Here is a 26,090-nt window from a genome sequence, read left to right as displayed (position 1 = left end):
ATGCAAACCAATCTCGCCGATTTCATCAAGAACACGCCGGCAGGCGACGAAGCCGAAGCCATCCTGCGCGCCTGCGTGCATTGCGGCTTTTGCACGGCCACCTGTCCCACCTACCAGCTGCTGGGCGACGAACTCGATGGCCCGCGCGGGCGCATCTACCTGATCAAGCAGGTCTTGGAAGGCGCGCCCGTCACGGCCAAGACGCAGACGCACCTGGACCGCTGCCTGACCTGCCGCAACTGCGAGTCGACCTGTCCGTCGGGCGTGCAGTACGGGCGCCTGGTCGACATCGGCCGCAACGTCGTCGAGCAGCGCGTGCAGCGGCCCTTGCGCGAACGCGCGCTGCGCTTCGCCCTGAAGGAAGCCTTGCCGCGCCGCTGGCTGTTTACGCCCGTGTACAAGGCGGGGCAGGCGCTGCGCCCGCTGCTCTCGAAAAGCTTGCAGGACAAATTGCGGCCAGGCGCCGCAGCCGGTGCATGGCCGGTGCGCCGGCACGCGCGCACCATGTTGCTGCTCGACGGCTGCGTGCAGCCGGCCATGTCGCCGAACATCAATGCGGCCACGGCGCGCGTGCTCGACGCGCTGGGCGTGCAATTGATCGTCGCGCCGAAGGCGGGCTGCTGCGGCGCGCTGCGCCATCACCTGAACGACCAGGACGCGGCGCTGGACGACATGCGCCGCAATATCGACGCCTGGTGGCCCTATGTCAACGGCATGGACAGCGCCGAAGCCATCGTCATGACGGCGTCCGGCTGCGGCGCCACGGTGAAGGAATACGGCCATCTGCTGGCGCACGATGCGCAGTATGCGCAGAAGGCGCGGCGCATCGCTGAACTGACGCGCGATCTGTCCGAGATCATGCCGGCCTTTGAGAACGAACTGGCGGTGCTGCTGAAGGGGCGCATAGTGAAAAAGGTGGCGTACCACCCGCCGTGTACCCTGCAGCACGGCCAGCAGATCCGCGGCAAGGTGGAACAGGTGCTGCGCACCGTCGGCGTTGACGTGCACCTGTGCGCGGACAGCCATTTATGCTGCGGCTCGGCCGGCACGTATTCGATCCTGCAGCCGGAACTGTCGCAGCAGCTGCGCGACAACAAGGTGGCGAACCTGGAAGCGTGCGAGCCGGAGATGATCGTGTCGGCCAATATCGGCTGCCTGAGCCATTTGCAGTCCGGCACGCAGACGCCCGTGCGGCACTGGATCGAGCTGATCGACTCGGCCTTGACGCCTAAATAGGTATTTCGCTGTACTGCGCGATGCGCCATTGCGGGGCGGGGATGAACGTGTTCGCCCACTCCAGCACGGCGTCGGCCGGCATGGGGCGGGCGATGCCGTAGCCTTGCGCCAGGTCGCAGCCGAGCTGGATCAGGCGCGCGCCATGCTCGACGCTTTCCACGCCTTCGGCGATCACCGTCAAGCTGAAGGAACGGGCCAGGCCGATGACGGCGCGCACCAGGTGCAGGTCGTCGCGGTCGTTGAGCATATTGCGCACGAAGCTCTGGTCGATCTTGACGATATTGGCCGGCAGGCGTTTCAGGTAGGACATCGACGAATAGCCGGTGCCGAAATCGTCGAGCGCGAACGTGATGCCCAGCGCCTGGCAGGCGCGGATGATGCGGCGCACGTCCTCGATGTCGTGCAGGGCCGACGATTCGAGGATTTCCAGTTCCAGCATGCTGGCGCGCACGCCGGGAAATTCGCCGAGGATGGTTTCCAGGCGCGAGACGAAGTCCGGTTGCTGGAAGTGGCGCGCCGCGATGTTCACGCTGACCACCCAGTGCTTGCCGGTTGCGCTCCAGCGCTGCATCTGCCACAGGGCCTGGCGCAGCACCCATTCGCCGATATCGATGATCAAATCCGTCTGTTCCACCAGTGGCAGGAATTGCGCTGGCGCCAGCACGCCGCGGCGTGGATGCTGCCAGCGCAGCAGCGCTTCCATGCCCACCACCGTGCCGGCGCGCATATTCACCTTGGGCTGGTAGTACAGCCGCAGTTCGCCGTTGATCAGGGCGTGGCGCACTTCCGTGCGCTGGTTGTGGTGGGTGCGTACTTCCTCGTCGAGGTTGGTGTCGAAGAAGTGGTACTGGTTGCGCCCCGTCAATTTCGCCTGGTAGACGGCGTGGTCGGCGTGGCGCAGCAGGCTTTCCGTATTCAGGTCCTTGCCCGCGTAGACGGCGATGCCGGCGCTGGCCGTCATGTGCAGCGCCTGCTGGTCGCACTGGTAGGGACGGCTCAGCTCAGTCATCAGTTGCGTGACGTTCTGTTCGATGCTGGCGATGCTGGCCTGGCCGCACAGCAGCATGACGAATTCATCGCCGCCCAGGCGCGCCGCATAGTGGACCTGGCCCGTAAAGCCGTGCAGGCGGCCCGCTACCTGCTTGAGGATTTCATCGCCCGCCTCGGCGCCGTAGCGGTCGTTGATGGCCTGAAAGTGATCGAGGTCGAACAGGCAGACGGCCAGCAGGCGCTGGCGTTCGCGCGCGAGGAACAGTTCCTGTTCGAAGCGGGCGGCCAGCGCGGCACGGTTGGGCAGGCCCGTCAGCACATCATTGTAGTTTTGCCAGGACAGCTTTTGCAGCGCCTGTTGCATGTGCACGGTTTCATTCAGCTGTTCGCCCAGCTGGCGCTGGCTGGTCTTGAGTGAGGTCAACAGTTCTTCGATATCGCCGGCCATGCCATTGAACGACTGCGACACGGCTTGCGCCTCGGGCGTGGCGCCGGCCGCCAGGCGCACGGCGAAGTTGCCTTCGCGGAAGCGGTCGGTCGCCTGCACGAAGCGCGCCAGCAGCTTGCGGTGCGTGGCCAGGATCAAGCCCAGCAGCAGGAAGACGAGCACGATATTGATACTGCTGAGGATGGCCTGCTCGCGCACCCGCTGCCACACTTGCGCCAGGGGCAGGCCGGGCGTGTAGTGCAGGTCGAGGATGCCGTCGCCGCCGTCCGGCAGCGCCACCGTCAGGCGGCTGCGGATGGCCGTGATGCCGGCCAAGCGCGCGAACCACGCCGGCACCGTGGCCAGCGTGTCGGCAAGCTTGCTGTCGGCCAGCACCTCGACATGCCCGCCAGCCGTGTCCCAGCGGGCAGAAACGAGGCTGCGGTTCAGCGGCAGGGCGCTGCGCAGTACCTGGCGCACGCTGTCGTGCATCGCGTGACTGTCCGCGTGCACGGCCAGCGGCAGCACGCTATTGGCGAGGAACAGGTCGAGTTGCCGCGCATCGCTCTGGTAGCGCGCATTGGCCAGCGCCGTTTCCGTGCCGAGCAGGGCGTGATAGCGAACGGCGGAAACGGCGAGTATCAGGAAGAAAATAGGAAGAAAGAGGCGGGAATAAATTCCCATCCGCATCCATGAAGATAATATTTTCCCAAAGACTGGCATCGTTTTTTGATCGATATCTGCGAATAATTATGCAAACATTATCACTGAAATTTGCTATTGGAAACACAATATTGATATCAAGCATGAAATAAACACGGATTCATTGATTTGAGCAATTATTGTTTTTAATCAAACCGTCGAATGGCTATTCCTGTAGCAATTGCCGAATGTCGTCCGCCAGGCTGGCCGGTTTGCTGGCCGTCGCGTAGCGGCGAAATACGCTGCCATCCTTGCGCACCAAAAACTTGGTGAAATTCCATTTGATCGACTGCGTGCCCAATATGCCGGGCGCCGCCTGTTTTAATTGCGCAAAGACAGGGTGCGTATGCGGGCCATTCACATCGATCTTGGCAAACAGGGGAAAGGTGACGCCGAAGTTCTTTTCGCAAAAGGCTTTGATTTCCCCATTCGAGCCCGGTTCCTGCTGGCGGAATTGATTGCAGGGAAAGCCCAGCACGACCAGGCCCTGCTCGTGGAATTCGCGGTACAGCGCTTCGAGCCCCTGGTATTGCGGCGTGAAGCCGCAGGCGCTGGCCGTGTTGACGATCAGCAGTACCTTGCCCTTGTAGCGGGCCAGGTCGATCGGCGTGCCGTCCAGCGCCTCGGCCTGGAAATCGTGGATGCTGGTCATGTCAGAGGAGTCCCAGTTTGGTGGCGCCCGTTTGCGGGGCGGGTTCCGGCGCCGTGGCGCCCTTGAGTTTGATCGCCAGGCGCAGGTCGTTGACGGAGTCCGCATTGCGCAGCGCGTCTTCGTAGCTGATGGCGCCCGCTTCGTGCAGGTCGAACAGGGCCTGGTCGAACGTCTGCATGCCATGCTCGCGCGATTTTTTCATCAATTCCTTGATCTCGTGCACCTGACCCTTGAAGATCAGGTCGCTCATCAGCGGCGAGTTGAGCAGGATTTCCAGCGCCGCCTTGCGCCCGCCGCCATCCTTGTTGGGGATCAAGCGCTGCGAAATCATGCCCTTCAAATTCAGCGACAGATCCATCAGCAGTTGCTGGCGCCGCTCTTCCGGGAAGAAATTGATGATGCGGTCCAGCGCCTGGTTGGCGTTGTTCGCGTGCAGGGTGGCCAGGCACAGATGGCCCGTCTCGGCAAATGCGATGGCGTGGTCCATCGTGTCGCGGTCGCGTATTTCGCCGATCTGGATCACGTCGGGCGCCTGGCGCAAGGTGTTTTTCAGGGCCGTGGCCCAGTCGTCCGTGTCGACGCCCACTTCGCGCTGGGTGACGATGCAGTTGCCGTGCGGATGGATGAATTCCACGGGGTCTTCGATGGTGATGATGTGGCCATGGCTGTGCGCGTTGCGGTGGCCCACCATGGCCGCCAGGGTGGTCGACTTGCCGCAGCCCGTGGCGCCCACCATGATGACGAGGCCCCGCTTGCTCATCACGATGTCTTGCAGGATGGCGGGTAAACCGAGCCCATCGAGCGTGGGGATGGCGGTATTGATCAGTCGCAAGACCATGCCTGCCTGGCCCATCTGCACGAAGGCGGACACGCGGAAACGCCCCAGGCCGTCCGGGCTGATGGCGAAATTGGCTTCGCGGCTCGATGCGAACTCGGCCGCCTGGCGTTCGTTCATGACGGCGCGCACGTAGCCGGCCGCCTGCTGCGCGGCCAGCGCGCCGCCCGCCAGCGGCGTCAGCTTGCCGTCGAGCTTGATGGCGGGCGGAAACCCGGCCGTGATGAACAGGTCGGAGCCGCCCCGTGCGCGCATCTGCGCCAGCAGCGCGTGCATGGCGCCATAGTGTTCGTGCGTCGTCTGCATGGCTTATCCGGGGAAGTTTTCGGGCGACTTGGCGGCCGAGCGGGCAGTTTCCGCCGAGATCGTGCCGCGCCGCACCAGGTCGGACAGGCACTGGTCCAGCGTCTGCATGCCCACGTTGCTGCCCGTCTGGATGGCCGAATACATTTGCGCCACTTTCGCTTCGCGGATCAGGTTGCGCACGGCCGGCGTGGCCAGCATGATTTCATGCGCGGCCACGCGCCCAGCGCCGTCTTTGGTTTTGAGCAAGTTCTGCGAAATGACGGCTTGCAAGGACTCGGACAGCATGGCGCGCACCATTTCCTTTTCCTCGGCGGGGAAGACGTCGATGATGCGGTCGATCGATTTCGCCGCCGACGAGGTGTGCAGGGTGCCGAACACCAGGTGGCCCGTTTCGGCCGCCGTCAGCGCCAGGCGGATGGTTTCCAGGTCGCGCAATTCGCCCACCAGAATGACGTCCGGGTCTTCGCGCAGGGCCGAGCGCAGCGCATTGCTGAACGAATGCGTGTGCGAGCCTACCTCGCGCTGGTTGATCAGGCATTTCTTCGGCTCATGCACGAATTCGATCGGGTCTTCGATGGTCAGAATATGGTGATTCAGGCGCTCGTTGACGTGGTTCACCATCGCTGCCAGGGTGGTCGACTTGCCCGAACCCGTCGGGCCCGTCACCAGCACGAGGCCCCGCGGGCGCATGGCCAGTTCGCCGAAGATGCGCGGCGCGTTCAGGTCTTCCAGGGTCAGCACTTTCGACGGAATCGTGCGCAGCACGGCCGAGGCGCCGCGTTCCTGGTTGTAGGCGTTGACGCGGAAGCGGGCCAGGCCGGGAATTTCGAACGAGAAATCGCACTCGAGCGCCTCTTCATACGCCTTGCGCTGGCTGTCGTTCATGATGTCGTAGATCATGCTGTGCACTTCCTTGTGCTCGAGCGGCGCCACGTTGAGGCGGCGCACGTCGCCATTGACCCGTATCATCGGCGGCAGGCCGGAAGACAGGTGCAGGTCGGAAGCCTTGTTGCTGACGGAGAAAGCGAGAAGTTCGGAGATGTCCATTTATAATCCCTGTGCCTGCATTGATGGGCTGGCGCACTGTGCCGCCGCCCCTATACACTAGAAAATGATTATGTCCACAATCGAACAGAACTTGCAAGCCGTGCGCGACAGTATTGCGCAGGCGGCCGTGGAGGCGCAGCGCGCGCCTGCCGACGTGACCCTGCTGGCCGTGTCAAAAACCTTCGGCGCGGACGCCGTGCTGGACGCCATGCGCGCGGGCCAGATGGCGTTTGGCGAAAACTATCTGCAGGAAGCGCTCGACAAGATCGCCTTTGTGAAGGAGGCCGCGCCGCAGCACGTCCCGGCATGGCATTTCATCGGCCCCATCCAGAGCAACAAGACGCGCCCCATCGCCGAGCACTTCGACTGGGTGCATACGGTGGAACGGGAAAAGATCGCCGCGCGCCTGTCCGAGCAGCGCCCGGCCGGCTTGCCTGACCTGAATATCTGTCTGCAAGTCAATATCAGCGGCGAAGCCAGCAAGAGCGGCGTAACGCCGGCTGACTTGCCGGCGCTGGCGCATGCCGTGGCGCTGCTGCCCCGCTTGCGTTTGCGCGGCCTGATGGCGATCCCCGAGCCGGAAACGGATGTCACGCTTCAGCGCCGTGCCTTTGCGCAACTGCGCGCGCTGTACGAACAATTGCAGGCGGACGGGCTGGCGCTCGACACCCTGTCGATGGGCATGTCGGCCGACTTGCGCGCCGCCGTGCTCGAGGGCGCCACCATCGTGCGCGTGGGCAGCGCCATCTTCGGTTCCCGCAACTATTCCTGATGAAGAGAGAACAAGCATGACGACAGAATTGAATATCGCATTTGTAGGCGGCGGCAACATGGCCGCGGCCCTGATCGCCGGCCTGGCGGGCAAGCTGACCCTGGGCGGCAACATCCACGTGATCGACCCGCACGCGCCGGCGCTGGAAAAACTGCAGGCGCAATTCGGCGTCACGACGGCGACGTCCGCCGGTGACGCGTTGCGCGGCGTGGACGTGATCGTGCTGGCCGTCAAGCCGCAAAGCATGCGCGACGTGGCGGCGCAGCTGCTGCCCTTCCTCGACGGCGAGCGGGCGCCATTGATCCTGTCGATCGCGGCCGGCATCCGCGCCGCCGACCTGTCGCGCTGGCTCGGCGATTACCCTGCCATCGTGCGCTGCATGCCGAACACGCCGGCCCTGATCGGCATGGGCATCACGGGCATGGTGGCCAGCAGCGGCGTGAGCGACGAACAGAAAAAGACGGCCGACGCCATCCTGCGCGCCGTCGGCCAGACCGTCTGGCTCGACGACGAAGCGAAGATCGATCCCGTGACGGCCGTGTCCGGCAGTGGCCCCGCCTATGTGTTTTACTTTATCGAAGCGATGCAGCAGGCAGCGGCCGAACTGGGCTTGACGCCCGAGCAGGGCACGCAGCTGGCCATTGCCACGTTTACGGGCGCGGCGCAGCTGGCGGCGAATTCCAGCGAACCCGTGTCGCTGTTGCGCGAGCGGGTCACGTCGAAAGGCGGCACGACCTATGCGGCCTTGACCAGCATGGAAGAGAGCGGCGTGAAGGCGGCCATCGTCAAGGGCATCAAGGCAGCCGCGCAGCGCGGGCGCGAGATGGGAGACGAGCTGGGCAAATAAGTGGACAGGTAATTACATGACCTTGACGGCGCGGCCGATGTAGAGCACCGGCCCCGTCGGCCTGCCCGTGGGCGAACCCGTCGCCGGCTCCAAGGTGATTTCAAACAATTGCTCGGGCTGCAGCGGCGGCAGCTTATCCAGGGTCAATTTGACGCTTTGCCCCGGCTTGACGAGGCCCAGCGAGACGGGCGCGCCCCAGTCCTTGCCCTTGGTCCAGAATTGCAGGGCTTTCTGCTGCGGCACGCTAGTCGGCCCCAGCGGGATCAGGCTCAGGTCGCGGTTCTTGCCGCCGCGTCCGCCCGCCTGCACGATCCAGCCCGGCGATTTATCCTGCGGCGCCACCAGCACCACCAGGTAGCCGGGCCCGCTGGGCGCTTGCAATTGCGTAGTGACCAGCACGGCCAGCACGGCCGTGGCCAGCAAGCCGCCGCCGGCCAGCACTCTCCAGAAGGCCAGGCTGTTCCACCACGCTTGCCAGCCGCCCGCCTGCCGCACGGTGTTCGGCATGAACAGGCTGGCGCTGATGCGCGGCCACAGTTGCGCCGAGGGCGTTTCGGGCGGCGCCAAAGTCGTCAAGGGTAGCAGACGCCGTTCCCAGTCGGCCACGGCGTCGCGCAAGGCGGTGTCAAGCGGCAAACGCTGTTCCAGCTCGACGCGCTCGGCCAGCGCCAAAGTGCCCAGCACGTATTCGCCGGCCAGCCTTTGCAATTCCTCGTCGCTGTTGATCATCCCATGCACTCCCGCAAGGCAGCCAGGCCCCGCTTGACCCAGGCCTTGACGGTCCCCAGCGGCGCTTGCAGGCGCTGCGCGATTTCGCTATGGGAACAGCCATCGACGTAGGCGTACAGGATGCTGTTGCGCTTGGGTTCGTCCAGGTGGCCCAGGCAGTCGTGCAGCTTGCCCATGTTCGCCTGCAGCGCGTAGGCGTCCGAGGTGGCGTCGGCATCGTTGCCTTCGCGTTCATGCAGCAGGGTTTCCACGGTATCCTCGTCGGCCGATACTTCATGGGCGCGGGCGCGCGCCACGTTCAGCGCCTGGTGCCGCACCACTACATAGATCCAGCCCTTGCCGCTGCCGCGCGTGGCGTCGAAGCTGCCGGCGCGGCGCCAGATGTTCAGGAAGGCATCGTGCAGCACGTCTTCGGCCAGCGCCCGCTGGCGCACGATGCGCAGTGCCACGCCCAGCAGATAGCGGCTTTCCTGCTGGTACAGGCCATGCAATGCCTGCTGCTCGCCCCTGGCGCAGGCGCGCAGGGCGGCATCGTAATCGTAAGGGGCGGCGTGGGCTGGCAAGGTCGGCGCAATCGTTGAGTGAACGGTTAGCAAGTTTTCAAGGCCGAGTATAGGTCAGAAACCCGCTTGCCAACCGTCGCTTGAAAGGATTTATGCCGATTTCCAGAAGATGTAGTCGGCCTGGTAGGGTACCCATTGTTTGGCGCCGACGGACTCCATGCCGCAGGGGCTGCTTGGCGCCACGCCGCCGCTGGTGGCCACGCGCTGGATGTAGCTGACGCCCTGCATGGCGCCGCTGCCCGTGGCCGGATTGGCTTTCACCAGCTGATACGGGATATTGCCCGCGCCGGCCGGTGCCACGGCCACTTGCGTCGCCGTCACTTTCGATCCGTCCAGGTTGGCCCAGGTGGCGGGTGGTCCCACATACGTGCCCACTTGCATGCCGCTGCGGTCGTTCAGGGCCGCGTCCGGTCCCACGAAGACCCATTCATGGCCCGTCATGTCTTTCTTCGCCTTGCATTCGTAGGCGATCTTGCCCACGCCCACCGTCTGCATGGCGACCTGGTGGCCATCGGGCACCTTGACGGCGTTCGGCAATTGTTCCTGCGAGTAGCGCGCGCTCATCGGTGCACAGGCAGCCACGAGCAGGGCGGCGCACAGGACGGTGAGCGAGGGGGCGGTATGGCGTGGGGCGGTGGTGGCATGCATGGCGAACTCCTGGTAGTTGGCTCAACCGGCTGGTTGATACCATTACTACGCAGGGGCCGGCCATTTGGATGCAGCCAGGGAAAAATATTTTATGGCGGCGTGTCTTTCTTGCTGAAGCGCTGCGCCAGCGCCAGCACGACGGGCATGGCGGTGGTGGCGTGCTTGAGCAGCGCGCCGCTGGCCCGCAGCAGCGGCAGGAAGCGGCGCGGGCGCACCAGCAGCAAGCCCAGCACGGCGCCGCCCACCATCAGGGGAATTTTAAAACGCGTGGCCAGGGTGTGGCGCAGATTGCCGCCCGTTAAAGGTTCCAGCAATTGGCGTGTCTGCACGCCCAGGGCCAGGCGCTGCAGCGCGCATTCGGCCAGCAGCGCGTCGCGCCGCTGCGCCAGGCTGGCGGCCGTATGCACATGCGACAGTTTGGTGGGATGCGTGGTCATGGCCGCTCCGATCCCCGGCGGGCCAGCAGTTGCAGCTCGTCCAGGTCTTTGTTCAGTTCGGAAAGCGTGAAGGACAGCAGTTTCGGCTTGCTGCGGAAACTGGCGCGCACGCCCAGCAGGGTGGCGACGGCGGCGACGATGAAGACGGCGGCCGTGATGGCGATGGCGGCGATGCGGTGCGTATCCCAGAACAGCACGATGACGAGGAATACGATCAAGACGAGGCCGACGAACAGGCACAGCAGCGCCAGCATGGCCAGCGCCAGATAGGACAGGAAGCGCAGCGACTCTTCTTCCATTTCCACGGCCGCCAGGGCCAGACGGGTCTGGACGATGGCGGCGAGGGTCGCTGCGACTTGGGCGACATGCTGCATGATAGCCATATGCTGCCTTTCGCGTCAGGAGACGGCGAATGCCGTCGGTACTGCTACTACTAACTAACCCCCAATAAATTATTGTGATTTCTGACTTCCATAACCGGCGCTCTGCGGCGTTGCTCACTGCTAGCAGTGCTCGCACTGCGTCGCAGCGAGCGCCTTGCATAGCATCCGGTTCTGTTTGTCATAAATTCACATTAATTTTCCGAGGATTACTTAGCGGCGTGACGAGGAAAGCAGCAGGCCGAACAGCACGCCCACGACGGCGCCCGCACCCACGGCTTTCCATGGATTGTCCTGCACGTATTCGTCGGTGGCCTTGGCCGCCTTCTTGGTACGTTCGAGCAAGTCTTCTTCCAGCTTGATCAAATCTTTCTTGGCCGTTTCCAGGGTGGCGATGAACTTGTCCTTGACGGCTTTGACATTCTCGCCAGTCTGATCCTTGGCGCCATCGAGCCAGCCTTCCGCTTCATTGATGACGTTTTTCAGGTCGCCGACCAGTTTGTCGCGGGCCTTGTCGGCGTCGGCGAGGATGCTGTCGCTGCTGGATTTGCCGGTATGTATCGAGTTCATGTATTACCTCATGGAAGTGAAACTGCACAGTGAAATACCAGTGTAGGCAGCTGCGGCCAGGCTTGTGTTGCGCCGCCTCAAGGGCTGCCGCGGCGCAAAGATCGTTGCTTAACGGAAAGCAATGTCCAGTACCACGCCCGCAAAGACCGCTGCTCCTAGCCAGTTATTATGCCGGAATGCCGCAAAACACGGCATACGCTCGCGTGCGCGGATCAGGGTGTAGTGATAAACGGCGCAGCCGGCCGCCACCAGCAAGCCCGCGACGAACCAGTAACGCAAGCCCAGATACCAGCCGCATGCCAGCCACAGCAGCAGGAAAACGGCATAGCAGAACATGACGATGGCCACGTCGTAGCGGCCGAAGGTGATGGCCGAGGTCTTGATGCCGATTTTCAAGTCGTCGTCGCGGTCGACCATCGCATATTCCGTATCGTAGGCCACGGCCCAGAAGACATTCCCCAGCAGCAGCAGCCAGGCGACGACGGGCACGGAATCCGTGATGGCGGCAAAGCCCATGGGAATGCCGAAGCCGAAGGCGATGCCCAGATACGCTTGCGGAATCGCAAAGAAGCGCTTGAAGTAGGGATAGGTGCCGGCGATGATGACGGCCGCCACGGATAGTTGCTTGGTCAGCGCATTCAGGGGCAGGATCAGGCAAAAGGCCAGCACGGTCAGCACGCCGGCCACGGCCAGCGCTTCCTTGCCGCTGATGCGTCCGCTGGTGATGGGACGGTCCGCCGTGCGCTTGACGAATTTGTCGATATCCTGGTCGGCGTAGTCGTTGATGGCGCAGCCTGCCGAGCGCATCAGGAAAGTGCCAAGCGTGAAGATGAGCAGCAGCCGCCAGTCCGGCACGCCTTGCTGCGCCAGCCACAGCGCGCACAGGGTAGGCCACAGCAGCAATACGGTACCGATAGGCTTGTCCAGCCGTATCAGGCGGAAATACAGCGCCAGCTTGTTCATGAAAGACTCGATCTTGTTGAAGAGAAAGGTCGATTATCGCAAATAGTATGTAAATGTACTATTCGTCGTCTTCGCACAAGGGGGTGATGCCAGGCAAGTTGCAGCCGGCGATGGCCGCGCACAGGGCGTCGATGGCCGCCTTGCGCGTAAAACTCTTGCGCCACAGCATCACCACCCGGCGCGATGGCACGGGGGTGGCGAAGGGCCGGTATTCGAGCATGCCGTCGGTGGCGTGCATATTGGCGACCGAGGCGCGCGGCAAGACCGTCAGGCCGATGCCGCTGGCCACCATGTGGCGGATGGTTTCCAGAGAGGAACCTTCGAACGTGCGCTGCATGCCGTTGCCGGGCGAGGAAAAGCGCGCCATTTCGGGGCACACTTCCAGCACCTGGTCGCGGAAACAGTGGCCATTGCCCAGCAACAGCATGGTTTCCGATTTCAAATCCTGTGCGGCGATTTTTTCACGCGCCGTCCACGGATGCTGGCGCGGCATGGCCACGACGAACGGTTCGTCATACAGTTCCTGGATGGCCATGCCGTGATCGGGCAGGGGCAGCGCCATGATGGCCACGTCCAGTTCGCCCTGGCGCAGCAATTCGAGCAGGCGAACCGTGAAGTTTTCCTGCAAAATCAAAGGCATCTGCGGTACCTGGTCTATCATGGCCTTGACCAGCGGCGGCAGCAGGTAGGGGCCGATCGTGTAGATCACGCCCAGGCGCAGGGGGCCGGCCAGCGGATCCTTGTTCTGCTTGGCGAGTTCCTTGATGGCGGCCGTCTGTTCCAGCACGCGCTCGGCTTGCGCGATGATCTGCGCGCCCAGGGGCGTGACGGAAATTTCCGCGCCGCCCCGTTCGAACAGGACCACGCCCAATTCGTCTTCGAGTTTCTTGATGGCCACTGACAGGGTGGGCTGGGCAACGAAACAGGCTTCGGCGGCGTGGCCGAAGTGCTTCGCTCGCGCGACTGCAACGATATATTTCAGTTCAGTCAGTGTCATAGGTTGATTGAAACACAGGAAGTACTTACTTGCAATGAATGAAAGGTGGCGCAAACGTGAAACTGTGGCGCCGATGGCGTATTGTAGCGGATCGCCCCCTATAATGCGGGAGCGGGCGGCGGAAGGAGGGGGCGATGGAATTGCGGATGCAGGCGCTGGAAGCGGCGATCAATTACTGGCGTGCCCGGCAACCGGCGCGCGGCAATGAATATGCGCTGTCGCTGCCCGTCAGCCGCCTGGCCGGCGTGTATGCGCTGATGATTTATTACCGGCAAGATCGCATCGCCGAAGAGGGCCTGGATCCTGCCATTCTGGCCTTGATCGATGCCTGGCGCCGCCATGCCGCTGGCATCCAAGGCGATAGCCACGCCTGAGTGTGACCGTATTTAACCCAACAAGAGATATCCATGCCTGAATTTGAAAACAAACTGTGCGGCCGTGACGAACTGCGCGCCCGCGCCGCGGCGCTGCCGAAACCGGTGGTCGTGACGAACGGCGTGTTCGACATTTTGCACCGCGGCCACGTGACGTATTTGGCGCAGGCGCGTGCGCTGGGCGCTTCGCTGATCGTTGCCGTGAATACTGATGCATCAGTGAAACGCCTGGGCAAGGGCGACGACCGTCCCCTGAACAGCTGCGAAGACCGCATGGCCGTGCTGGCCGCGCTGGAAGCGGTGAGCCTGGTCGTGCCGTTCTCGGAAGACAGCGCCCTGGAAGTGGTGCAGGAGATCGAACCGGAAATCTATGCCAAGGGCGGCGACTACGACATGGCGGCCATCCCCGAAGGACGCGCCGTGCTGGCGTATGGCGGCCAGGCCGTGGCCATCGATTTCGCGCACGACCGCTCGACCACCAAGCTGTTGACGAAAGTGCGGACGCAGCAGGGCTGAGGACCGCCGTCAATGTTTCCATACAGATAAAAAGACGTTACTATGAGAACTGCCAGGGCTGCGACTTCGTTTCGACAGCCCCAGCACGTTACACCGTCTGATATGCATTGCTTGTCATAGAAAATACATGGATCATAAAACTTCTGGGGATTGGCCACTGCCCTCCGGCGCCTGGTACGTCGATGACGCGGGCGCGTGGAGCATGCAGCGCAGCGCGGACGGCCAGAATGTCTCGCCCTTGGTGAGCCAGGCCGATATCGGCAAGCTGATGCTGGCGCGGCGCCTGCCGGCGGCGGCCGGCGCGCCCGTGCGGCAGTTTCCGCCCGAATTTGCGTTCGACCCCGCCTCGGGCGCGGCCTTGCAAGTGCCGCCCGAGGCGGCCGCCACGCCGTCCGGGGTGGCGCCTTGGGTTCCTCCTTTCGGCGCGCATCCCGTCAGCGATGTGCCGCCGGCCGGTCCGGCCGGCTTGCGCCAGGCCAGCGTACCGCTGAAGCTGGCCGACCAGCGCGCGCGCGAAGAGCATGCGCAAGCCGATGCTTCGCTGCCCATGCCGCCGCCCGGCGAATACGAATTCTTTTCCGCCCCGTTCGGCACCAGCGCGCCCGCGCTGCTGGCGCTCGACCCGCGCAAGGCCGTCCTGCACGCCTGGCTGCCCGCTTCGAAACGCTGGCTGGCGCTGGACCCCGACTATGGCAGCTTGCTGGCCGAATCGGACCTGGCCCACGGCGCCTGGCGCGCCGAGCTGGTGCCTGACTTCAATAGCGTGCTGGTCTTGCCGACCAGCCATGGCCTGGCCTGCATCCGTCCCGACGTGCCTTCGCTGACCTACGTGGTCGAGCACGTGGGCGGCGCGCCGTGCGTGGCCGCGCCTGTCTGGTTCCAGAACCGCCTGTGGGCACCGCTGCGCGACGACGATGGCCGCATCCGCTTCGTCAACCTTGATGCGCAACAAAAGCCGGGCAGCGACGTGCTGCTCGACGGCGTGGTTGACCTGGGCACCGTCAGCGCCCCCGTCGCCTACAACCGCATGGCCGTGTGGCCCTGCGCCAACGGCCAGCTCCGGCTGCAATTGCAGCCGGACGGCAACGTGGCCGCTTCGTTTACGCCCTGGCCCGAAGGGCTGGTGCCGCATTTCGAATTCGGCAGCCCCTACGTGTCGCGCGACGGCGGACTGTGGCAGCTGTGCTTCGAGCGCAGCCGCGGCACCTATGTCTACGTGAAACTGGGTGCGCAGTCCGAGCGGGCCGACGCGCTGGCGCCGCGTCTGTGTTCGGGCAGCTTCAATTACCGCTTCGCCGCCAAGCTGAAAACGGCGCCGTGGGAAGAACCGGAACACGGCGACGACGGCGGCAAGAACCAGGCCGTCATGCCCTTGCTGGAATCGGGCGGGGGCAGCAGCGTCTTTGGCGTCAAGTTCGCCACCAGCGCCGGCCTGTCGAGCGTGCTGCGCTCGAGCGAGCGCCTGGCGGCCCAGCTGGTGCAGGACGACGAGTTGCGCGAGACCGTGTTCCACACGTTCGCCGTCAGCGAGCCGTGGCGCGTGCGCCTGTTTGTGCATGAAGGCATGCTGTGGGCCTACCACCCGCTGCTGTCGCGCATCGATGGCTGGGCCTTGCAGGCATGAAGGCGCGCTTACTGACCGTGGCTTGCGCCGCGTTTTTCAGCGCCGCCGCCGCGCATGCGGCCGGCATCCAGCAAGCGTTTCTCGTGCAAAACTCGGGCTGGATGGAGCCGTTTTACACGGATGAGCATTCACAGCTGAAAGCCCTGGTGGGCGCCGTGGCGCAGGCCGCTACAAACCCGTCCGACAAGGTCTACACCCTGGCCTTCAGCCAGAGCAGCGGCAGCAATGTGTCGCCAGCGCTGATCGGGCAAGGGCAGGGCGGCGCCGGCGTGGCCGGCCAGCTGGCGAACTTGGGTCTGGCGCGCAAGAGCGCCGGCGGCGCGCTGGCCGACACGGATTTTCAGGAAGCCGTGACCAAGACCATCACGGGCCCGTTCCAGTCCGCGTCCGGCATCGTGTGGATTTTTACGAATAACAAGAACAGCCCGAACAACGACAGCCAGACGGCCGAGCGCAACCGCGACTTTTACCGCTTGCTGCACCTGGAACCGTCGATCACCAAGACGGTGGTGTTTCCGCTGCGCATGCCCGTGCAGGGCAAGCTGTACAGCGCCAAGGGCTTGATGGTGTATGCGCTCGCGTATGGACAGCCCGCGTCCGAGGCATTGACCCGCATCCTGGCCGAGGGGCGGCTGTCGCAAGTGCTGACGCGTCCGCCCGCGCGGCTGAAACCGGTGGACCAGGATGCCGTGCGCATCGTGCCCCAGTCCGTCAAGAACAGCGCCAATGTGCACGCCAGCCTGGGCCGCGACGGGCGCACCATCGTGCTCGACGTCGATGCGGCGAACCTGGTGCCGCAAGTGGTGCTGCAGGCGTCGCTGCAAAACATGTTTTTCCCGTACGTGATCGACAGCGCCAGGGTGCACGCCAGCCTGGCGGGCCAGAACGCGCCGCTGCACGTTGCGCCAGATCAAATCCGCCAATTGCAGCCGGGTGCCAGCCAGTCCGTGCAGGTGCAGTTTGCGTTGCCGATGGCGCAGATTCCGTCGCCGTGGTCAGCGCAGGCGATGGCCGCCATGGGCAAGCAGGTGCTGCTGCCCATGCAGGCGCAGGTGGGCCTGTCGGAACAGCGGCTGGCGCTGGCGTCCAGCTTCGGCAAGGATTTGCAGGAACTGTTCCCCGGCGATCCGATCTCCGGCATGTTCACGCCGCCCGACAGCGTGCGCGCGTCGCAGGCGACGATCCCGCTGCTGGTGCGCATCCAGTACCCGCTGCTGCCCGTGCTGGTGATACTCGGCGGCGTGCTGGCGCTCGTGCTGGGTTTGCTGGCGCTGGGTTTGCTTGGCACGCGCGCCACGCGCTACAAGGTGATGGCCGACGGCGTGCAGCGGCAAGTGCTGCTCAAACCATTCAAAAGCGTGCAGATCCGCGACGATGACGGCCGCGACATTGGCGAACTCAAGCGTGGCCTGGGCAAGCCGGCCGTCGTGCGCGTGGCCGAAGGCCATACCCTGAGCCTGGCCTGATAACGATTTCCTTTTAAACTATTCAAATCCACCAGAGGCATACCATGGCGCAAGAGACTCCAAAAGACAACGCAGGCTTTACCTTGCCGGCCCCCGCATCCGCGCCGCCGGCCGCCGATGCATCCGCTGCGGCCAGCACCACCACGGCCACCACCGAAGCTGCACCCGCGCTCGATCCTGCCAGCACGACCGACACCTCGTCGCGCGACACCCTGGTCGGCGGCGTCGTGCTGTTGCTGCTGTTCATCGCCTTTTTCTTTGCCAAGAATGCCTATGCAAATGGCCTGGTGGCCAAGCGCGTGCCGCCGAACAAGGCCAATGCCTCGGGCTGGTGGCTGTTCATCTTCCTGGCCAGCCTGGCGACGGGTGTCGTGCTGGCGGCCGTGAATGCGCATAAATTCCTCGCGCCGCTGTTCATGGGACCGCTGGTACTGGTGGGCCTGGTCGCGTTACTGTTGACCTTTACTTCCAGCCGCCGCTAAGAATACGCCGTTGCACGCATCATCGAAGGAATCACCATGGCAGAGAACCTGAACCAAACCATCCCCGGCGGCGCCAGCGAGCGCAAGCAGGACAAGATCATCGAACTGCGCCCGACCCTGTTCATCGGCATCGGCGGCACGGGCATGCAGGTGTTGATGCGTGTGCGCCGGCGCATCCTCAACACCCTGTGGGGCGGCGCGGGCAACCGCACGCGCATCGAGGGGCTGGCCGACTTCCCCATCGCGCAATTCATCCATTTCGACCTCGACAATGGCGCCGTGATCGAGAGCGGCGAGTCGCAGGCGAAGGACTTGCAGTTCGACCAGGTGAAGTTCACGGACGACGACAAGGTGGTCGAATCGTTCGACATGGACAAGTACAGCCGCGATGAAGATTCCTTGGAGAAATATCCGCACATCAAGGAATGGCTGCCGCTGACGCCGCAGCGCATCCGCGAGCTGCGCTTCGACATGAGCAGCGGCGCCGGGCAGATCCGCGCCGTGTCGCGCCTGTATTTCTTCGACAAGTACGCGAAGATCCGCGACAAGATCCGCTTGAAACTGAAAGCGCTGAAGGCGGGCCTGTCGCACGAGCGCCAGCTGGCCGAACTGGGTTTGCGCATGGAAACGAACCGTTTCCGCATCGTCATCGTCGGTTCCGTGGCGGGCGGCACGGGTTCCGGGTCCTTCCTCGACATGGGCTTGCTGGCGCGCTGGCTGGCGCGCAGCGAAGTGGGCGCGGCCGACGTGGAGCTGATGCTGTTCTTGCCGACCGGCTACACCAAGGCCAACAAGGACCGGGTCGAGGCCAACGGCTATGCGGCGCTGATGGAGCTGGAATCGGCGATGATGGGCAACAAGGGCTATGTGGGCCGCTGGGACGCCTATGACCGTCCGGAGCTGACGCGCGAGCCGTACAGTGAGGTGTACCTGATCGATTCGGGCAACCTTGCGCAACAGCACACCAAGGATGTCAGCGACGTCTACCACATGGTGGCCGACTCGCTGTTCGAGGATTTTGCCTCGGCCGACTTCGCCCGCGCCAAGCGTTCGATCGCCGTCAACCAGGCGCAGCACAAGAATTCGCTGTACAACGCGCCCGTGCCGCAAGACCGCTTCGGCGACATGCGCCTGTATTTCTCGAAGCGCTTTTCCTCGTTCGGCATGGCCGTGCTCGATACACGCCAGGAAGCGGCGCGCGACGAGCGGGCCCACCGCTGGGCCGGCGCCATGCTGCAAGCATTCTTTGGCGTTGGCGGCACGGATGCGGGCGCCAACCGCGCCACGGATACGCAGCGCGATAATTTCCTCGCTGCCAATATGTTCCTGAAGGGCACGCCGTTCAGCGATTTCCCCGAGTTTTCCGACAAGAGCATCGAACTGAAGCGCTCCAGCGGCGACTTCATCGATTTCCGCGTCGTCGATGAATTGCTGGAAGACCGCCACGGCCACTTGCTGGCCGGCGTGGAAAACCGGGTCAATACGCGCATCAACGATATCCGCACGGGCTTTGACCGCAGCGAATGGCCGGCGCAGGTGCGCGACGCCATGAAGCACCTGGAACGCGACGCCGTGCGCGACCAGGATTCCACGGCCGACACGACGGAAGACCGCATCAGCAAGCGCCGCCGCGAAGTGCTCGACGACGTCAAGAAAGTCGTGCGTGACCAGTTGTATGGTTATCTTGATAATAAGGAATTCGGCGGCCTGGAATACGTGCTGTCGCTGGTGGAACAGATCAAGGACCGCATCGAGGCGCCGGGCAGCGGCTTGACGGCGCAGATCGGCGCGAATGCCGAGCGCTACCGCGAAATCAAGGAAGCCGTGCGCTCGCGCGAATACGAGCGGCTGTTGAACAACCTGGAACAGACGCGCAGCACCTTCGGTTTCCTCAGCAATGGCGAAAAGCAGGCGGGCGTGGTGATGGACCATTTGCGCACGGAAATGGCGAATGCGCTGAAATTCCATCTGCGGGCCAAGGCGGCGGACGAGTCCGTCATCTTGCTGGGCGAGCTGTCGCGCTGGCTGGGTAACCGGGTCGGCGTCGATGCGCAGGGCCGCGCGCAGTGGAATGGCCTCGTGGGCGAGCTGCAAACGGGCCGCGAAGGCGTGCTGGCCATGCTGGCGGAATTGAAAACGGCCAATACCATCCTGCAAAAGGACCTGGACAAGGAACATGCGACCCTGATCGTCATTCCCGTCACGGAAAAAGACATTGCGCTGCCGTCGGCGGCCACCTTGCGCCAGTGGGCCGATGAAGCGTTCAAGGACATGGGCGGCTCGAAAGCGCTGTTCCCCATGCTGGGCGAACCGGCGCAACGGGGCTTGATCCTGGCCAAGGTGACGCGCATGGCCGAGAACATGATCGCCACGGCGGGCCTGGCCGAAGGGGCGACGAGCACGCCCGACCCCCTGTTCGAGGCGCTGGAACAGATGGACGTATCCGAACGCCTGGACCGCTTCCGCAAGCTGCTGGCCTGCTCCATGCCGTGGATCGACGCCAACATGGCGGGCGACTTCACGGTCGTGTCGGACCAGTTCAAGTGCGTGATCGGCGTGGCCAACGCGGCCGCCTTCAAGGCGAAGTTCGGCGCCGAGCTCGAATCGTGCGTGCCGACCCAGGTGGGCATCACGGTGAGCCAGCTGGAAATCGTCGAGACGGGCATCCGCGGGCGCGCCGTCTGCTATTGCGAGCTGGCCGGCGTGCCGATGACGGTGCTGCGCGGCCTGGAAGGCTGGCGCACCAGCTACCGCAAGGAAGGCGACAACGACAAGGCGCCGACCCACACGCATATCGATCCGACGCAATTCACGCACCCGATCGCGCCCAATACCGATGAAATGAAGCGCCTGGCCGAGGATTTCGGCGAGTTCCTGCAAGCGATCATGCTGGGCGTGCTGACGCGCCACACGGGCAGAGTCGTGCCGCCAGGCCAGTACCAGTTTGCCGTCGAACCGGGCGACCTGCGCCGCATCGGCAACGAACGGGCCATCCGCCAGAATGGCATGCCCGCCTCGTACGAGAAAAACATCGCCCTGCGCATCGAGGAAAAATTGACGGCGCTTGACGCCGTGCAGACGGCGGCCATGGCGGCGCTGGCAAAATACTATGAACGCACCGTGTATGCGCCCAAGCTGGTGGCGCAGGCCGATGGCTCGCAGCTGCCGTACGTCGGCTTTGGCAGCGCCATTTCCGCCGAGCTGGGCGCGCGCCTGCGCGAATCGGCGCGCCGCAAGGGCATGGCCAGCGATGAGCTCGACCGCACGGTGCAAGCCTTGCTGGGGCGCCTGAAGGAGTGGGCGAACGTGATCGGCGACTCCGACGGCGACGCTTACGACTGGGAAGTGCGCGAGCCGGAAGCGGACGGCCAGCCCCGGTTGAAATATGCGATCAAGGGAGAAATGCTGGAAGCGGGACGCCTGGAGCAATTGCTGCGCCCGGCCAGCGCGCCGGCCGCTGGCGTGGCGCCGGCCTTCGGCATGGTGCCGCCACCGCTGGGCGGCATGCCGCCGCCGCTGGTGGAATACCAGTATTTCCTGGGCATAAACGGCCAGCAGCAGGGACCGTTCACGGCCCAGCAGATCGTGCAGTACGTGCAGGGGGGGCAGGTCGTGCCAGCCACCACCAAGGTGTGGCGCGCCGGTTTGCCGGCCTGGGCCGAGCTGGCCCAGTTCCCCGAGCTGGCGCCCTTGTTCCTCAGTGCGCCACCACCGTTGATGCCGCCGCCTCTGTGAACGCTGGAATGACGTTGGAATGAAGGATTAGTTTTGGATATCTGCAACAAATGCAAGACGGGCCTGTGGACCGTTGTCAGCCATTGCCCGTACTGCGGGCAGGCGCAGGCTGGCGCAGTCCAGCCAGCCGCGGCCGTGCCGCCGCCGCTGCCCGTGCAAGCGCCTGTAACAGCGCCTGTGCCGCCTGTGCCAGTATCGCCGCCTGTGGCGCCCAAGCCGCCGCCTCAGCCGGTGGCACCGGCGCCTGCGCCGAAAGCGCCGCCCAAGCCGGCTCCGGCTCCGGCTCCGGTCCCGGTGCCGCCGCAGGCCGCGCCGAAGCCCGTGCCGGTGCCGCTATCGGCGCCTGCACCGACAGTCCCGCCGCCGCCGCGCAAGTGGCTGCGCTGGCTGGGCGGCGCCGTCGTGCTGGCGGCCGTCATCGTCTACATGAATGGCAAGCCGGGCGGCAAGAGTGAATCGGCCTGCAATGACGCCATCGACAGTGGCTTGAAGCTGGTGGCGAATGGCAGCCTGGACGGCGCCCGCCAGAAGCTGGCGACGGCGAAAAATGTGTGTACGGGCAAGTCCAGCGCCAAGGCCGACGATCTGCAGGCGGCGATCGGCAAGGCGGGCGCTGGCTCGAGCGGCTGTCAGCGCGGCGTACGCGCCATCGAGCGCAATATTGACGGCCATCAATTGCAAAGCGCCGCCAGGAGCATTGCCGCGCTCGACATCGATTGCGCGGGCTCTGCCAGCGTGGATTCCTTGCGCAAGCAGCTGGCGCGCCAGCAGGCGGCAGCCGCGTCCGTGCTGGTCGGCGTGCGCCAGGCGCTCGATGGCAAGGATGCGACGGCGGCCCGCAATGGCATCGCCAGGCTGGAAGCGATCGACCGCGAAGCGGTGGAATTGCCGCAGCTGAAGGCCGACGTGCAGGCGCTGTCGATGGCGGCGCCCGTTTCTGCCCCGTCACCGGCGCCGGCAGCAATGCCGGCACAGCAGGAACCGGCGCCCGCGCGCGCGGTCGAACGTCCAGTGGTGACCGAACGCCGTCCGCTGGAAACGTCGCCCGTCGATAGCGGCGCGGCCATGCGCAACGAAATGGCGCAATCATTCCTGCGCGATGCCGAACGTTCATTGCTGGAAGGTAAGTTCGATGCGGCCAAGACGTATCTGGAAAGCGCGCGTCGCATCGATCCGGGCAATGCGCGCATCGACAATCTGTCGCGCCGCATCCGCGAGCGCGAACGGCAAGTGCTGCAGACGGAAACAACGATCAATTAGTCATCCGGGAGTTACCATGCTGAATCACACCACCTTGCGCGCCGTCGCTGCGCTGACCATCGCGGCCATGCTGACCGGCTGCGCCACGGCGACTATGAGCCCGAACGGCGTGCGCCAGGACAGTTCCTATCCGCAAGGCGGCGCCCAGGCGGCCACGGATGAGGATCCGTGCAGCGTGGGCACGTCGGCGGCGGCCGGTGCGGCCGTGGGCGCGCTGCTGGGGGCGCTGGCGGGCGGCAAGAATGGCGCGCTGAAGGGCGCGGCCATCGGCGGCGGCCTGGCGGCGGCCGGTTGCCTGGCCATCAATGTCAATTCGCGCCAGACCAAGACGGCGGCGCAGGCGGACCGCGACTACATCCGTACGCGCGGCGCCTTGCCGCGCGAGCCGCAAGTGGTGTCGTACACGCCGCAGCTGAGCGCGTCGACCGTCAAGCGCGGCCAGCCGTTCAAGGTCAACTCCGTGGTGGAGCTGGTCAACGGCAGCGCGCAAAGCGTCAACGACGTGCGCGAAGAACTGGTGGTGCTCGACCCGCAAGGCCAGCCATTCAAGTCCGGCTCGAAGGCCCTGGCCAGCAACAACAAATCGGGCGGGCGCTTCGAGAACTCGTTCGAGCTGACCTTGCCGGCCGGCGTGTCGCAGGGCGTGTACGGCGTCAAGACGAATCTGTACGTGAACGGCAAGCTGGCCGCCACGCGCGACTTGCGCACGCAGCTGGTGATGCTGGACGACAATAGCGGCGCGGCGCAGCTGGCGCTGCGCTGATCGCCGTATGCAAATGCGTAGGTCGGATTAGCGGGGTAAAGCCCCGCGTAATCCGACAACACCACTAACGCCAACAATGTTGTCGGATTACGGCCCCTTGGGCCTAATCCGACCTACGCGCCGCCGGCGTATCCATGCTGGCGCCAGGCCTCGTAGACAACGACGGCCACCGTATTCGATAAATTCAAACTGCGGTTGTCCGGCCGCATGGGCAGGCGGATGCGTTGTTCCGCCGGAAAGCCGTCGCGCAGGGCCGGGTCCAGGCCCTTTGTTTCCGAGCCGAACACGAACACGTCGCCCGGCAGGAAGGCCACGTCGCCGAACGGGCGCGAGCCGCGCGTCGTCATGGCGAACATGCGGGCGGGGTCGGGCTGGGTATCGGCCAGGAAGGCTGCCCAATTCTTGTGCACCTTCATCTTCGCGTAATCGTGGTAATCGAGGCCGGCGCGCTTCATCTTGGCATCGTCGAGGGGAAAGCCCAGCGGTTCGACCAGATGCAGCTGCGCGCCCGTGTTCGCGCACAGGCGGATGACGTTGCCCGTATTGGGCGGGATTTCAGGTTCTACCAAAACAACGTGAAACAAAATGCTCTCCTTGGTCTATCTCTCATATATACAGCGACTTTAATACAGCGACTTTAATGCGGCGGCGTGCGCGCCACCACCAATATGCTGACCCTGGCCGCCCCCGCGCGCTTGCAGGCGGCCGCCAGCGCGTTGACGGTATGGCCGCTGCTCATCACGTCGTCGACGATGCCGACATGGCATCCTGGCAATAACGCCGCATGGTCCGGCGCGATGGTGAACGCGTGCGCCAGGTTGGCTTGCCGTTCCTGCGGCGCCACGCCGCTTTGCGCCCGCGTCTCGCGCACGCGCAGCGCCAGCCGGGGCTGTAAAGGCACGTCCAGCAGGCGCGCCAGCGGGCGCGCGATTTCCAGCGCCTGGTTAAACCCCCGCTCGGCCAGCCGGGCCGGGCCCAAGGGTACCGGGCACAGCAGATGCGGCGCTTGCCACTCCTGCTGTTGCTGAATGGCAACATGCAGCAGTTCTGCGAACAGGGGCGCCAACGCCAGGCGCGCGCCGAATTTCAGCTGCAGCAGCAACCGGTCGACGGGCGCCGCATAGTCAAACGCCGTGACGGTGGCGTCATATGCGGGCCGCTGGCGCAAACAGCGCCCGCACAGTTGAGCCACCTCACTATCAGCGAGCGGATTGGCGCACTGGCGGCAGCGCTGGCGCAGTTGCCCGCGTCCTTGCCCCAGGTACTGCGCGCGGCAAGGCGGGCACAGCACTTGCGGGCAACCGATGCCGCACAGCGCGCACTGGGCCGGCAGCACGGTGGCGCCCAGCCACAGTCGCAACGCCCGCCAGGCGCCATCAAATTGCTGCCGGGTGGCGGTCCGCATCGCGATGGCGTCGTTCCATGTACACTGCCGACATTATCTCACCTCACCCGATTCAACATGCCAGTTCCCACCAGTCCGCCCAAAATGAGTGCGCCCATCGATGCGGTGCAAGTACGCGATTTCTTTTCCCGTCCGGCGCGCGTCGCGCCGTCGGACTTCCTGCGCCGCGAAGTGTCGGCACGCATGCACGAGCGCCTGGAGCTGGTGAAAATCACGCCGCATCGCGTGCTTGACGCCGGTTGCGGCCCCGGCGCGGACCTGGCGCAGTTGCACAAGGATTATCCCGCCGCGCAGATTATCGGTCTCGATGCAGCGCAAGCGATGATGCAGGCGGCGCGCGCGCCCGCGTCGAAACTGGCCAGCCTGAACCAGTTCCTCAGCAAGTTGCTGCCGGCCAAGACAGGCGTGGATTTGTTGTGCGGCGACCTGGGCGACCTGCCGCTGGCGCAGGGCAGCATCGACCTCGTGTGGTCGAATCTGGCGCTGCACTGGCATGCCCAGCCCGACCGCGTGTTTGCCGAATGGCGGCGCGCGCTGCGCCTCGATGGCTTGCTGATGTTTTCCTGCTTCGGCCCCGATACCTTCCGCGAAGTGCGCGACGCCTTTGCCGAGGCCGATTTATATCCGCACGCCTTGCCCTTCGTCGATATGCACGATTTTGGCGACATGCTGGTCGAGACGGGCTTTTCCACGCCCGTGCTGGACATGGAGATCATCACCGTCACCTACGACACGGCGGAAAAACTGCTGGCCGACGTGCGCGCCTTTGGCGGCAACCCGCTCACCACGCGCCGGCGCGGCCTGATGGGCAAGGCGGCCTGGCAGCGCATGCTGGCCGCGCTGGAAAAGACGCGCCGTCCCGACGGCAAGCTGGGTCTGAGTTTCGAAGTGATCTATGGCCATGCCTTCCGTCCCGCGCCGCGCGTGACGCGCAATGGCGAAGCGATCATCCGCTTCGATCTGCCGCGCAAGCCTAAATAAAATGGCAAAGAAACCGATACTTGGTCGCATTCGCGCGCGATGTGGCAACTTGGCGTTGCAAAGCGCGCGGCGGCCGGGAGAAGGGCGCGCACAAAGCCGATTATTGCTTGATGGATTCAAGTTTACTTGATTATAATCGTTGATTGTTTGTCAGCTTGCTAATTGAAAAAAACAAGGGCTGCATACAAAATAAAAAAAACAAAGCGAGACTTATTCGAAGTTACTGCATTAGTATAGTAACCATCTTCCACACGAGGCCATTTCGATGTGGGGAAGAAAAACAGGGTTCCAGCATGGTTGCGCGCCGCCGTTTTTTGCTGCGGCAGCCAGCATGGAATTCGCTGGTGCTTGACGCACATGGCCGCATTCCGGCCGTGTTGCTT

26 protein-coding genes are annotated in these 26,090 nt (G+C 64.3%); 12 read left to right on the top strand and 14 right to left on the bottom strand.

What is annotated here, in order from left to right; genetic code table 11:
• Nucleotides 1–1,236 (top strand): glycolate oxidase subunit GlcF, encoded by a 1,236-nt coding sequence (gene glcF / locus OX462_RS24200; protein WP_409027243.1) that lies wholly within the window; start codon nucleotides 1–3, stop codon nucleotides 1,234–1,236.
• Here the strand turns inward: glcF and OX462_RS24195 are convergent.
• The 4 genes from OX462_RS24195 to OX462_RS24180 form a co-directional block, all read right to left on the bottom strand.
• The gene (locus OX462_RS24195; protein ID WP_409027242.1) at nucleotides 1,229–3,337 is read right to left on the bottom strand and encodes a putative bifunctional diguanylate cyclase/phosphodiesterase; all 2,109 of its coding nucleotides are present in this window, start codon (nucleotides 3,335–3,337) and stop codon (nucleotides 1,229–1,231) included. The two genes, glcF and OX462_RS24195, sit on opposite strands and share 8 nt — an antisense overlap.
• A 184-nt stretch (nucleotides 3,338–3,521) precedes the next feature.
• Nucleotides 3,522–4,007 (bottom strand): glutathione peroxidase, encoded by a 486-nt coding sequence (locus tag OX462_RS24190; protein WP_070222603.1) that lies wholly within the window; start codon nucleotides 4,005–4,007, stop codon nucleotides 3,522–3,524.
• 1 nt (nucleotide 4,008) lies between these two features.
• Nucleotides 4,009–5,148, bottom strand: coding sequence for a PilT/PilU family type 4a pilus ATPase (locus tag OX462_RS24185; RefSeq protein ID WP_409027241.1), 1,140 nt, complete (start codon nucleotides 5,146–5,148; stop codon nucleotides 4,009–4,011).
• A 3-nt stretch (nucleotides 5,149–5,151) separates the two neighbouring features.
• Entirely contained in the window at nucleotides 5,152–6,195 is a 1,044-nt protein-coding gene (locus tag OX462_RS24180; RefSeq protein ID WP_070312390.1) for a type IV pilus twitching motility protein PilT, read from the bottom strand.
• 70 nt (nucleotides 6,196–6,265) lie between these two features.
• On the opposite strand from OX462_RS24180, the gene OX462_RS24175 reads away from it, so the two are divergent.
• Together OX462_RS24175 and proC are read left to right on the top strand one after the other, a co-directional pair.
• A complete protein-coding gene (locus OX462_RS24175; protein WP_409027240.1) occupies nucleotides 6,266–6,967 on the top strand; it encodes a YggS family pyridoxal phosphate-dependent enzyme in 702 nt (233 codons plus the stop codon).
• Between the two features lie 16 nt (nucleotides 6,968–6,983).
• Nucleotides 6,984–7,814: a pyrroline-5-carboxylate reductase gene (gene proC / locus OX462_RS24170; RefSeq protein WP_121668473.1), complete on the top strand. Its 831-nt coding sequence runs from the start codon at nucleotides 6,984–6,986 to the stop codon at nucleotides 7,812–7,814.
• 12 nt (nucleotides 7,815–7,826) lie between these two features.
• Here proC and OX462_RS24165 read toward each other — a convergent pair whose 3' ends face one another.
• From OX462_RS24165 to OX462_RS24130, 8 genes are all read right to left on the bottom strand, one after another.
• Nucleotides 7,827–8,543 (bottom strand): anti-sigma factor, encoded by a 717-nt coding sequence (locus tag OX462_RS24165; protein ID WP_121668474.1) that lies wholly within the window; start codon nucleotides 8,541–8,543, stop codon nucleotides 7,827–7,829.
• On the bottom strand, nucleotides 8,540–9,139 hold the full coding sequence (locus OX462_RS24160; RefSeq protein WP_254679516.1) for a sigma-70 family RNA polymerase sigma factor: 600 nt from the start codon (nucleotides 9,137–9,139) through the stop codon (nucleotides 8,540–8,542). Before OX462_RS24160 ends, OX462_RS24165 begins: the two co-directional genes overlap by 4 nt.
• A 57-nt stretch (nucleotides 9,140–9,196) precedes the next feature.
• A complete protein-coding gene (locus OX462_RS24155) occupies nucleotides 9,197–9,754 on the bottom strand; it encodes a DUF3455 domain-containing protein (protein ID WP_070312386.1) in 558 nt (185 codons plus the stop codon).
• Between the two features lie 89 nt (nucleotides 9,755–9,843).
• The gene (locus OX462_RS24150) at nucleotides 9,844–10,191 is read right to left on the bottom strand and encodes a hypothetical protein (protein ID WP_409027239.1); all 348 of its coding nucleotides are present in this window, start codon (nucleotides 10,189–10,191) and stop codon (nucleotides 9,844–9,846) included.
• Nucleotides 10,188–10,565, bottom strand: coding sequence for a phage holin family protein (locus OX462_RS24145; protein ID WP_083293621.1), 378 nt, complete (start codon nucleotides 10,563–10,565; stop codon nucleotides 10,188–10,190). The genes OX462_RS24150 and OX462_RS24145 overlap by 4 nt, the downstream gene beginning before the upstream one ends.
• Nucleotides 10,566–10,784: 219 nt before the next feature.
• Nucleotides 10,785–11,141 (bottom strand): ElaB/YgaM/YqjD family protein, encoded by a 357-nt coding sequence (locus tag OX462_RS24140; RefSeq protein ID WP_070290084.1) that lies wholly within the window; start codon nucleotides 11,139–11,141, stop codon nucleotides 10,785–10,787.
• Between the two features lie 108 nt (nucleotides 11,142–11,249).
• Entirely contained in the window at nucleotides 11,250–12,104 is an 855-nt protein-coding gene (gene ubiA, locus OX462_RS24135) for a 4-hydroxybenzoate octaprenyltransferase (protein WP_070290086.1), read from the bottom strand.
• A 58-nt stretch (nucleotides 12,105–12,162) separates the two neighbouring features.
• A complete protein-coding gene (locus OX462_RS24130; RefSeq protein ID WP_070290088.1) occupies nucleotides 12,163–13,101 on the bottom strand; it encodes a hydrogen peroxide-inducible genes activator in 939 nt (312 codons plus the stop codon).
• Nucleotides 13,102–13,235: 134 nt separating this feature from the next.
• On the opposite strand from OX462_RS24130, the gene OX462_RS24125 reads away from it, so the two are divergent.
• The 8 genes from OX462_RS24125 (at nucleotide 13,236) to OX462_RS24090 (ending at nucleotide 23,321) form a co-directional block, all read left to right on the top strand.
• Nucleotides 13,236–13,475, top strand: coding sequence for a DUF3717 domain-containing protein (locus OX462_RS24125; protein WP_409027238.1), 240 nt, complete (start codon nucleotides 13,236–13,238; stop codon nucleotides 13,473–13,475).
• A 33-nt stretch (nucleotides 13,476–13,508) separates the two neighbouring features.
• The gene (gene rfaE2, locus OX462_RS24120) at nucleotides 13,509–13,991 is read left to right on the top strand and encodes a D-glycero-beta-D-manno-heptose 1-phosphate adenylyltransferase (RefSeq protein WP_070222576.1); all 483 of its coding nucleotides are present in this window, start codon (nucleotides 13,509–13,511) and stop codon (nucleotides 13,989–13,991) included.
• 127 nt (nucleotides 13,992–14,118) lie between these two features.
• Nucleotides 14,119–15,615, top strand: a complete 1,497-nt coding sequence (locus tag OX462_RS24115; protein ID WP_409027237.1) for a hypothetical protein — start codon at nucleotides 14,119–14,121, stop codon at nucleotides 15,613–15,615.
• Nucleotides 15,612–17,081 (top strand): hypothetical protein, encoded by a 1,470-nt coding sequence (locus OX462_RS24110; protein ID WP_083287236.1) that lies wholly within the window; start codon nucleotides 15,612–15,614, stop codon nucleotides 17,079–17,081. The genes OX462_RS24115 and OX462_RS24110 overlap by 4 nt, the downstream gene beginning before the upstream one ends.
• A 44-nt stretch (nucleotides 17,082–17,125) precedes the next feature.
• On the top strand, nucleotides 17,126–17,563 hold the full coding sequence (locus OX462_RS24105; RefSeq protein WP_409027236.1) for a hypothetical protein: 438 nt from the start codon (nucleotides 17,126–17,128) through the stop codon (nucleotides 17,561–17,563).
• A gap of 36 nt (nucleotides 17,564–17,599) precedes the next feature.
• Entirely contained in the window at nucleotides 17,600–21,298 is a 3,699-nt protein-coding gene (locus tag OX462_RS24100; protein WP_409027235.1) for a tubulin-like doman-containing protein, read from the top strand.
• 321 nt (nucleotides 21,299–21,619) lie between these two features.
• Nucleotides 21,620–22,558 carry a hypothetical protein gene (locus OX462_RS24095; protein ID WP_409027234.1) on the top strand — a complete coding sequence of 313 codons (939 nt, stop codon included), beginning with the start codon at nucleotides 21,620–21,622 and terminating at the stop codon, nucleotides 22,556–22,558.
• 16 nt (nucleotides 22,559–22,574) lie between these two features.
• Entirely contained in the window at nucleotides 22,575–23,321 is a 747-nt protein-coding gene (locus OX462_RS24090) for a hypothetical protein (RefSeq protein WP_070290099.1), read from the top strand.
• 113 nt (nucleotides 23,322–23,434) lie between these two features.
• Here the strand turns inward: OX462_RS24090 and trmL are convergent, their stop codons facing one another.
• A complete protein-coding gene (gene trmL / locus OX462_RS24085) occupies nucleotides 23,435–23,905 on the bottom strand; it encodes a tRNA (uridine(34)/cytosine(34)/5-carboxymethylaminomethyluridine(34)-2'-O)-methyltransferase TrmL (RefSeq protein ID WP_070222564.1) in 471 nt (156 codons plus the stop codon).
• 53 nt (nucleotides 23,906–23,958) lie between these two features.
• Nucleotides 23,959–24,726, bottom strand: a complete 768-nt coding sequence (locus OX462_RS24080) for a phosphoribosyltransferase family protein (protein ID WP_409027233.1) — start codon at nucleotides 24,724–24,726, stop codon at nucleotides 23,959–23,961.
• Nucleotides 24,727–24,783: 57 nt separating this feature from the next.
• Here OX462_RS24080 and OX462_RS24075 point away from each other — a divergent pair, with 57 nt between their 5' ends.
• Nucleotides 24,784–25,707, top strand: a complete 924-nt coding sequence (locus OX462_RS24075; protein WP_227742101.1) for a methyltransferase domain-containing protein — start codon at nucleotides 24,784–24,786, stop codon at nucleotides 25,705–25,707.
• Nucleotides 25,708–26,090 lie beyond the last annotated feature (383 nt).

The sequence above is a fragment of the Janthinobacterium aestuarii genome (assembly GCF_046113285.1).
Lineage (GTDB): Bacteria > Pseudomonadota > Gammaproteobacteria > Burkholderiales > Burkholderiaceae_D > Janthinobacterium.
Note: the sequence above shows the minus strand (reverse complement) of the source record. Positions and strands in the feature narration are given on the sequence as shown.

Coding starts and splice junctions, on each gene's coding strand:
- glcF (WP_409027243.1), top strand. CDS start 1: ATGCAAACCAATCTCGCCGATTTCATCAAGAACACGCCGGCAGGCGAC.
- OX462_RS24195 (WP_409027242.1), bottom strand. CDS start 3,337: ATGGGAATTTATTCCCGCCTCTTTCTTCCTATTTTCTTCCTGATACTC.
- OX462_RS24190 (WP_070222603.1), bottom strand. CDS start 4,007: ATGACCAGCATCCACGATTTCCAGGCCGAGGCGCTGGACGGCACGCCG.
- OX462_RS24185 (WP_409027241.1), bottom strand. CDS start 5,148: ATGCAGACGACGCACGAACACTATGGCGCCATGCACGCGCTGCTGGCG.
- OX462_RS24180 (WP_070312390.1), bottom strand. CDS start 6,195: ATGGACATCTCCGAACTTCTCGCTTTCTCCGTCAGCAACAAGGCTTCC.
- OX462_RS24175 (WP_409027240.1), top strand. CDS start 6,266: ATGTCCACAATCGAACAGAACTTGCAAGCCGTGCGCGACAGTATTGCG.
- proC (WP_121668473.1), top strand. CDS start 6,984: ATGACGACAGAATTGAATATCGCATTTGTAGGCGGCGGCAACATGGCC.
- OX462_RS24165 (WP_121668474.1), bottom strand. CDS start 8,543: ATGATCAACAGCGACGAGGAATTGCAAAGGCTGGCCGGCGAATACGTG.
- OX462_RS24155 (WP_070312386.1), bottom strand. CDS start 9,754: ATGCATGCCACCACCGCCCCACGCCATACCGCCCCCTCGCTCACCGTC.
- OX462_RS24150 (WP_409027239.1), bottom strand. CDS start 10,191: ATGACCACGCATCCCACCAAACTGTCGCATGTGCATACGGCCGCCAGC.
- OX462_RS24145 (WP_083293621.1), bottom strand. CDS start 10,565: ATGCAGCATGTCGCCCAAGTCGCAGCGACCCTCGCCGCCATCGTCCAG.
- OX462_RS24140 (WP_070290084.1), bottom strand. CDS start 11,141: ATGAACTCGATACATACCGGCAAATCCAGCAGCGACAGCATCCTCGCC.
- ubiA (WP_070290086.1), bottom strand. CDS start 12,104: ATGAACAAGCTGGCGCTGTATTTCCGCCTGATACGGCTGGACAAGCCT.
- OX462_RS24130 (WP_070290088.1), bottom strand. CDS start 13,101: ATGACACTGACTGAACTGAAATATATCGTTGCAGTCGCGCGAGCGAAG.
- OX462_RS24125 (WP_409027238.1), top strand. CDS start 13,236: ATGGAATTGCGGATGCAGGCGCTGGAAGCGGCGATCAATTACTGGCGT.
- rfaE2 (WP_070222576.1), top strand. CDS start 13,509: ATGCCTGAATTTGAAAACAAACTGTGCGGCCGTGACGAACTGCGCGCC.
- OX462_RS24115 (WP_409027237.1), top strand. CDS start 14,119: ATGGATCATAAAACTTCTGGGGATTGGCCACTGCCCTCCGGCGCCTGG.
- OX462_RS24110 (WP_083287236.1), top strand. CDS start 15,612: ATGAAGGCGCGCTTACTGACCGTGGCTTGCGCCGCGTTTTTCAGCGCC.
- OX462_RS24105 (WP_409027236.1), top strand. CDS start 17,126: ATGGCGCAAGAGACTCCAAAAGACAACGCAGGCTTTACCTTGCCGGCC.
- OX462_RS24100 (WP_409027235.1), top strand. CDS start 17,600: ATGGCAGAGAACCTGAACCAAACCATCCCCGGCGGCGCCAGCGAGCGC.
- OX462_RS24090 (WP_070290099.1), top strand. CDS start 22,575: ATGCTGAATCACACCACCTTGCGCGCCGTCGCTGCGCTGACCATCGCG.
- OX462_RS24080 (WP_409027233.1), bottom strand. CDS start 24,726: ATGCGGACCGCCACCCGGCAGCAATTTGATGGCGCCTGGCGGGCGTTG.
- OX462_RS24075 (WP_227742101.1), top strand. CDS start 24,784: ATGCCAGTTCCCACCAGTCCGCCCAAAATGAGTGCGCCCATCGATGCG.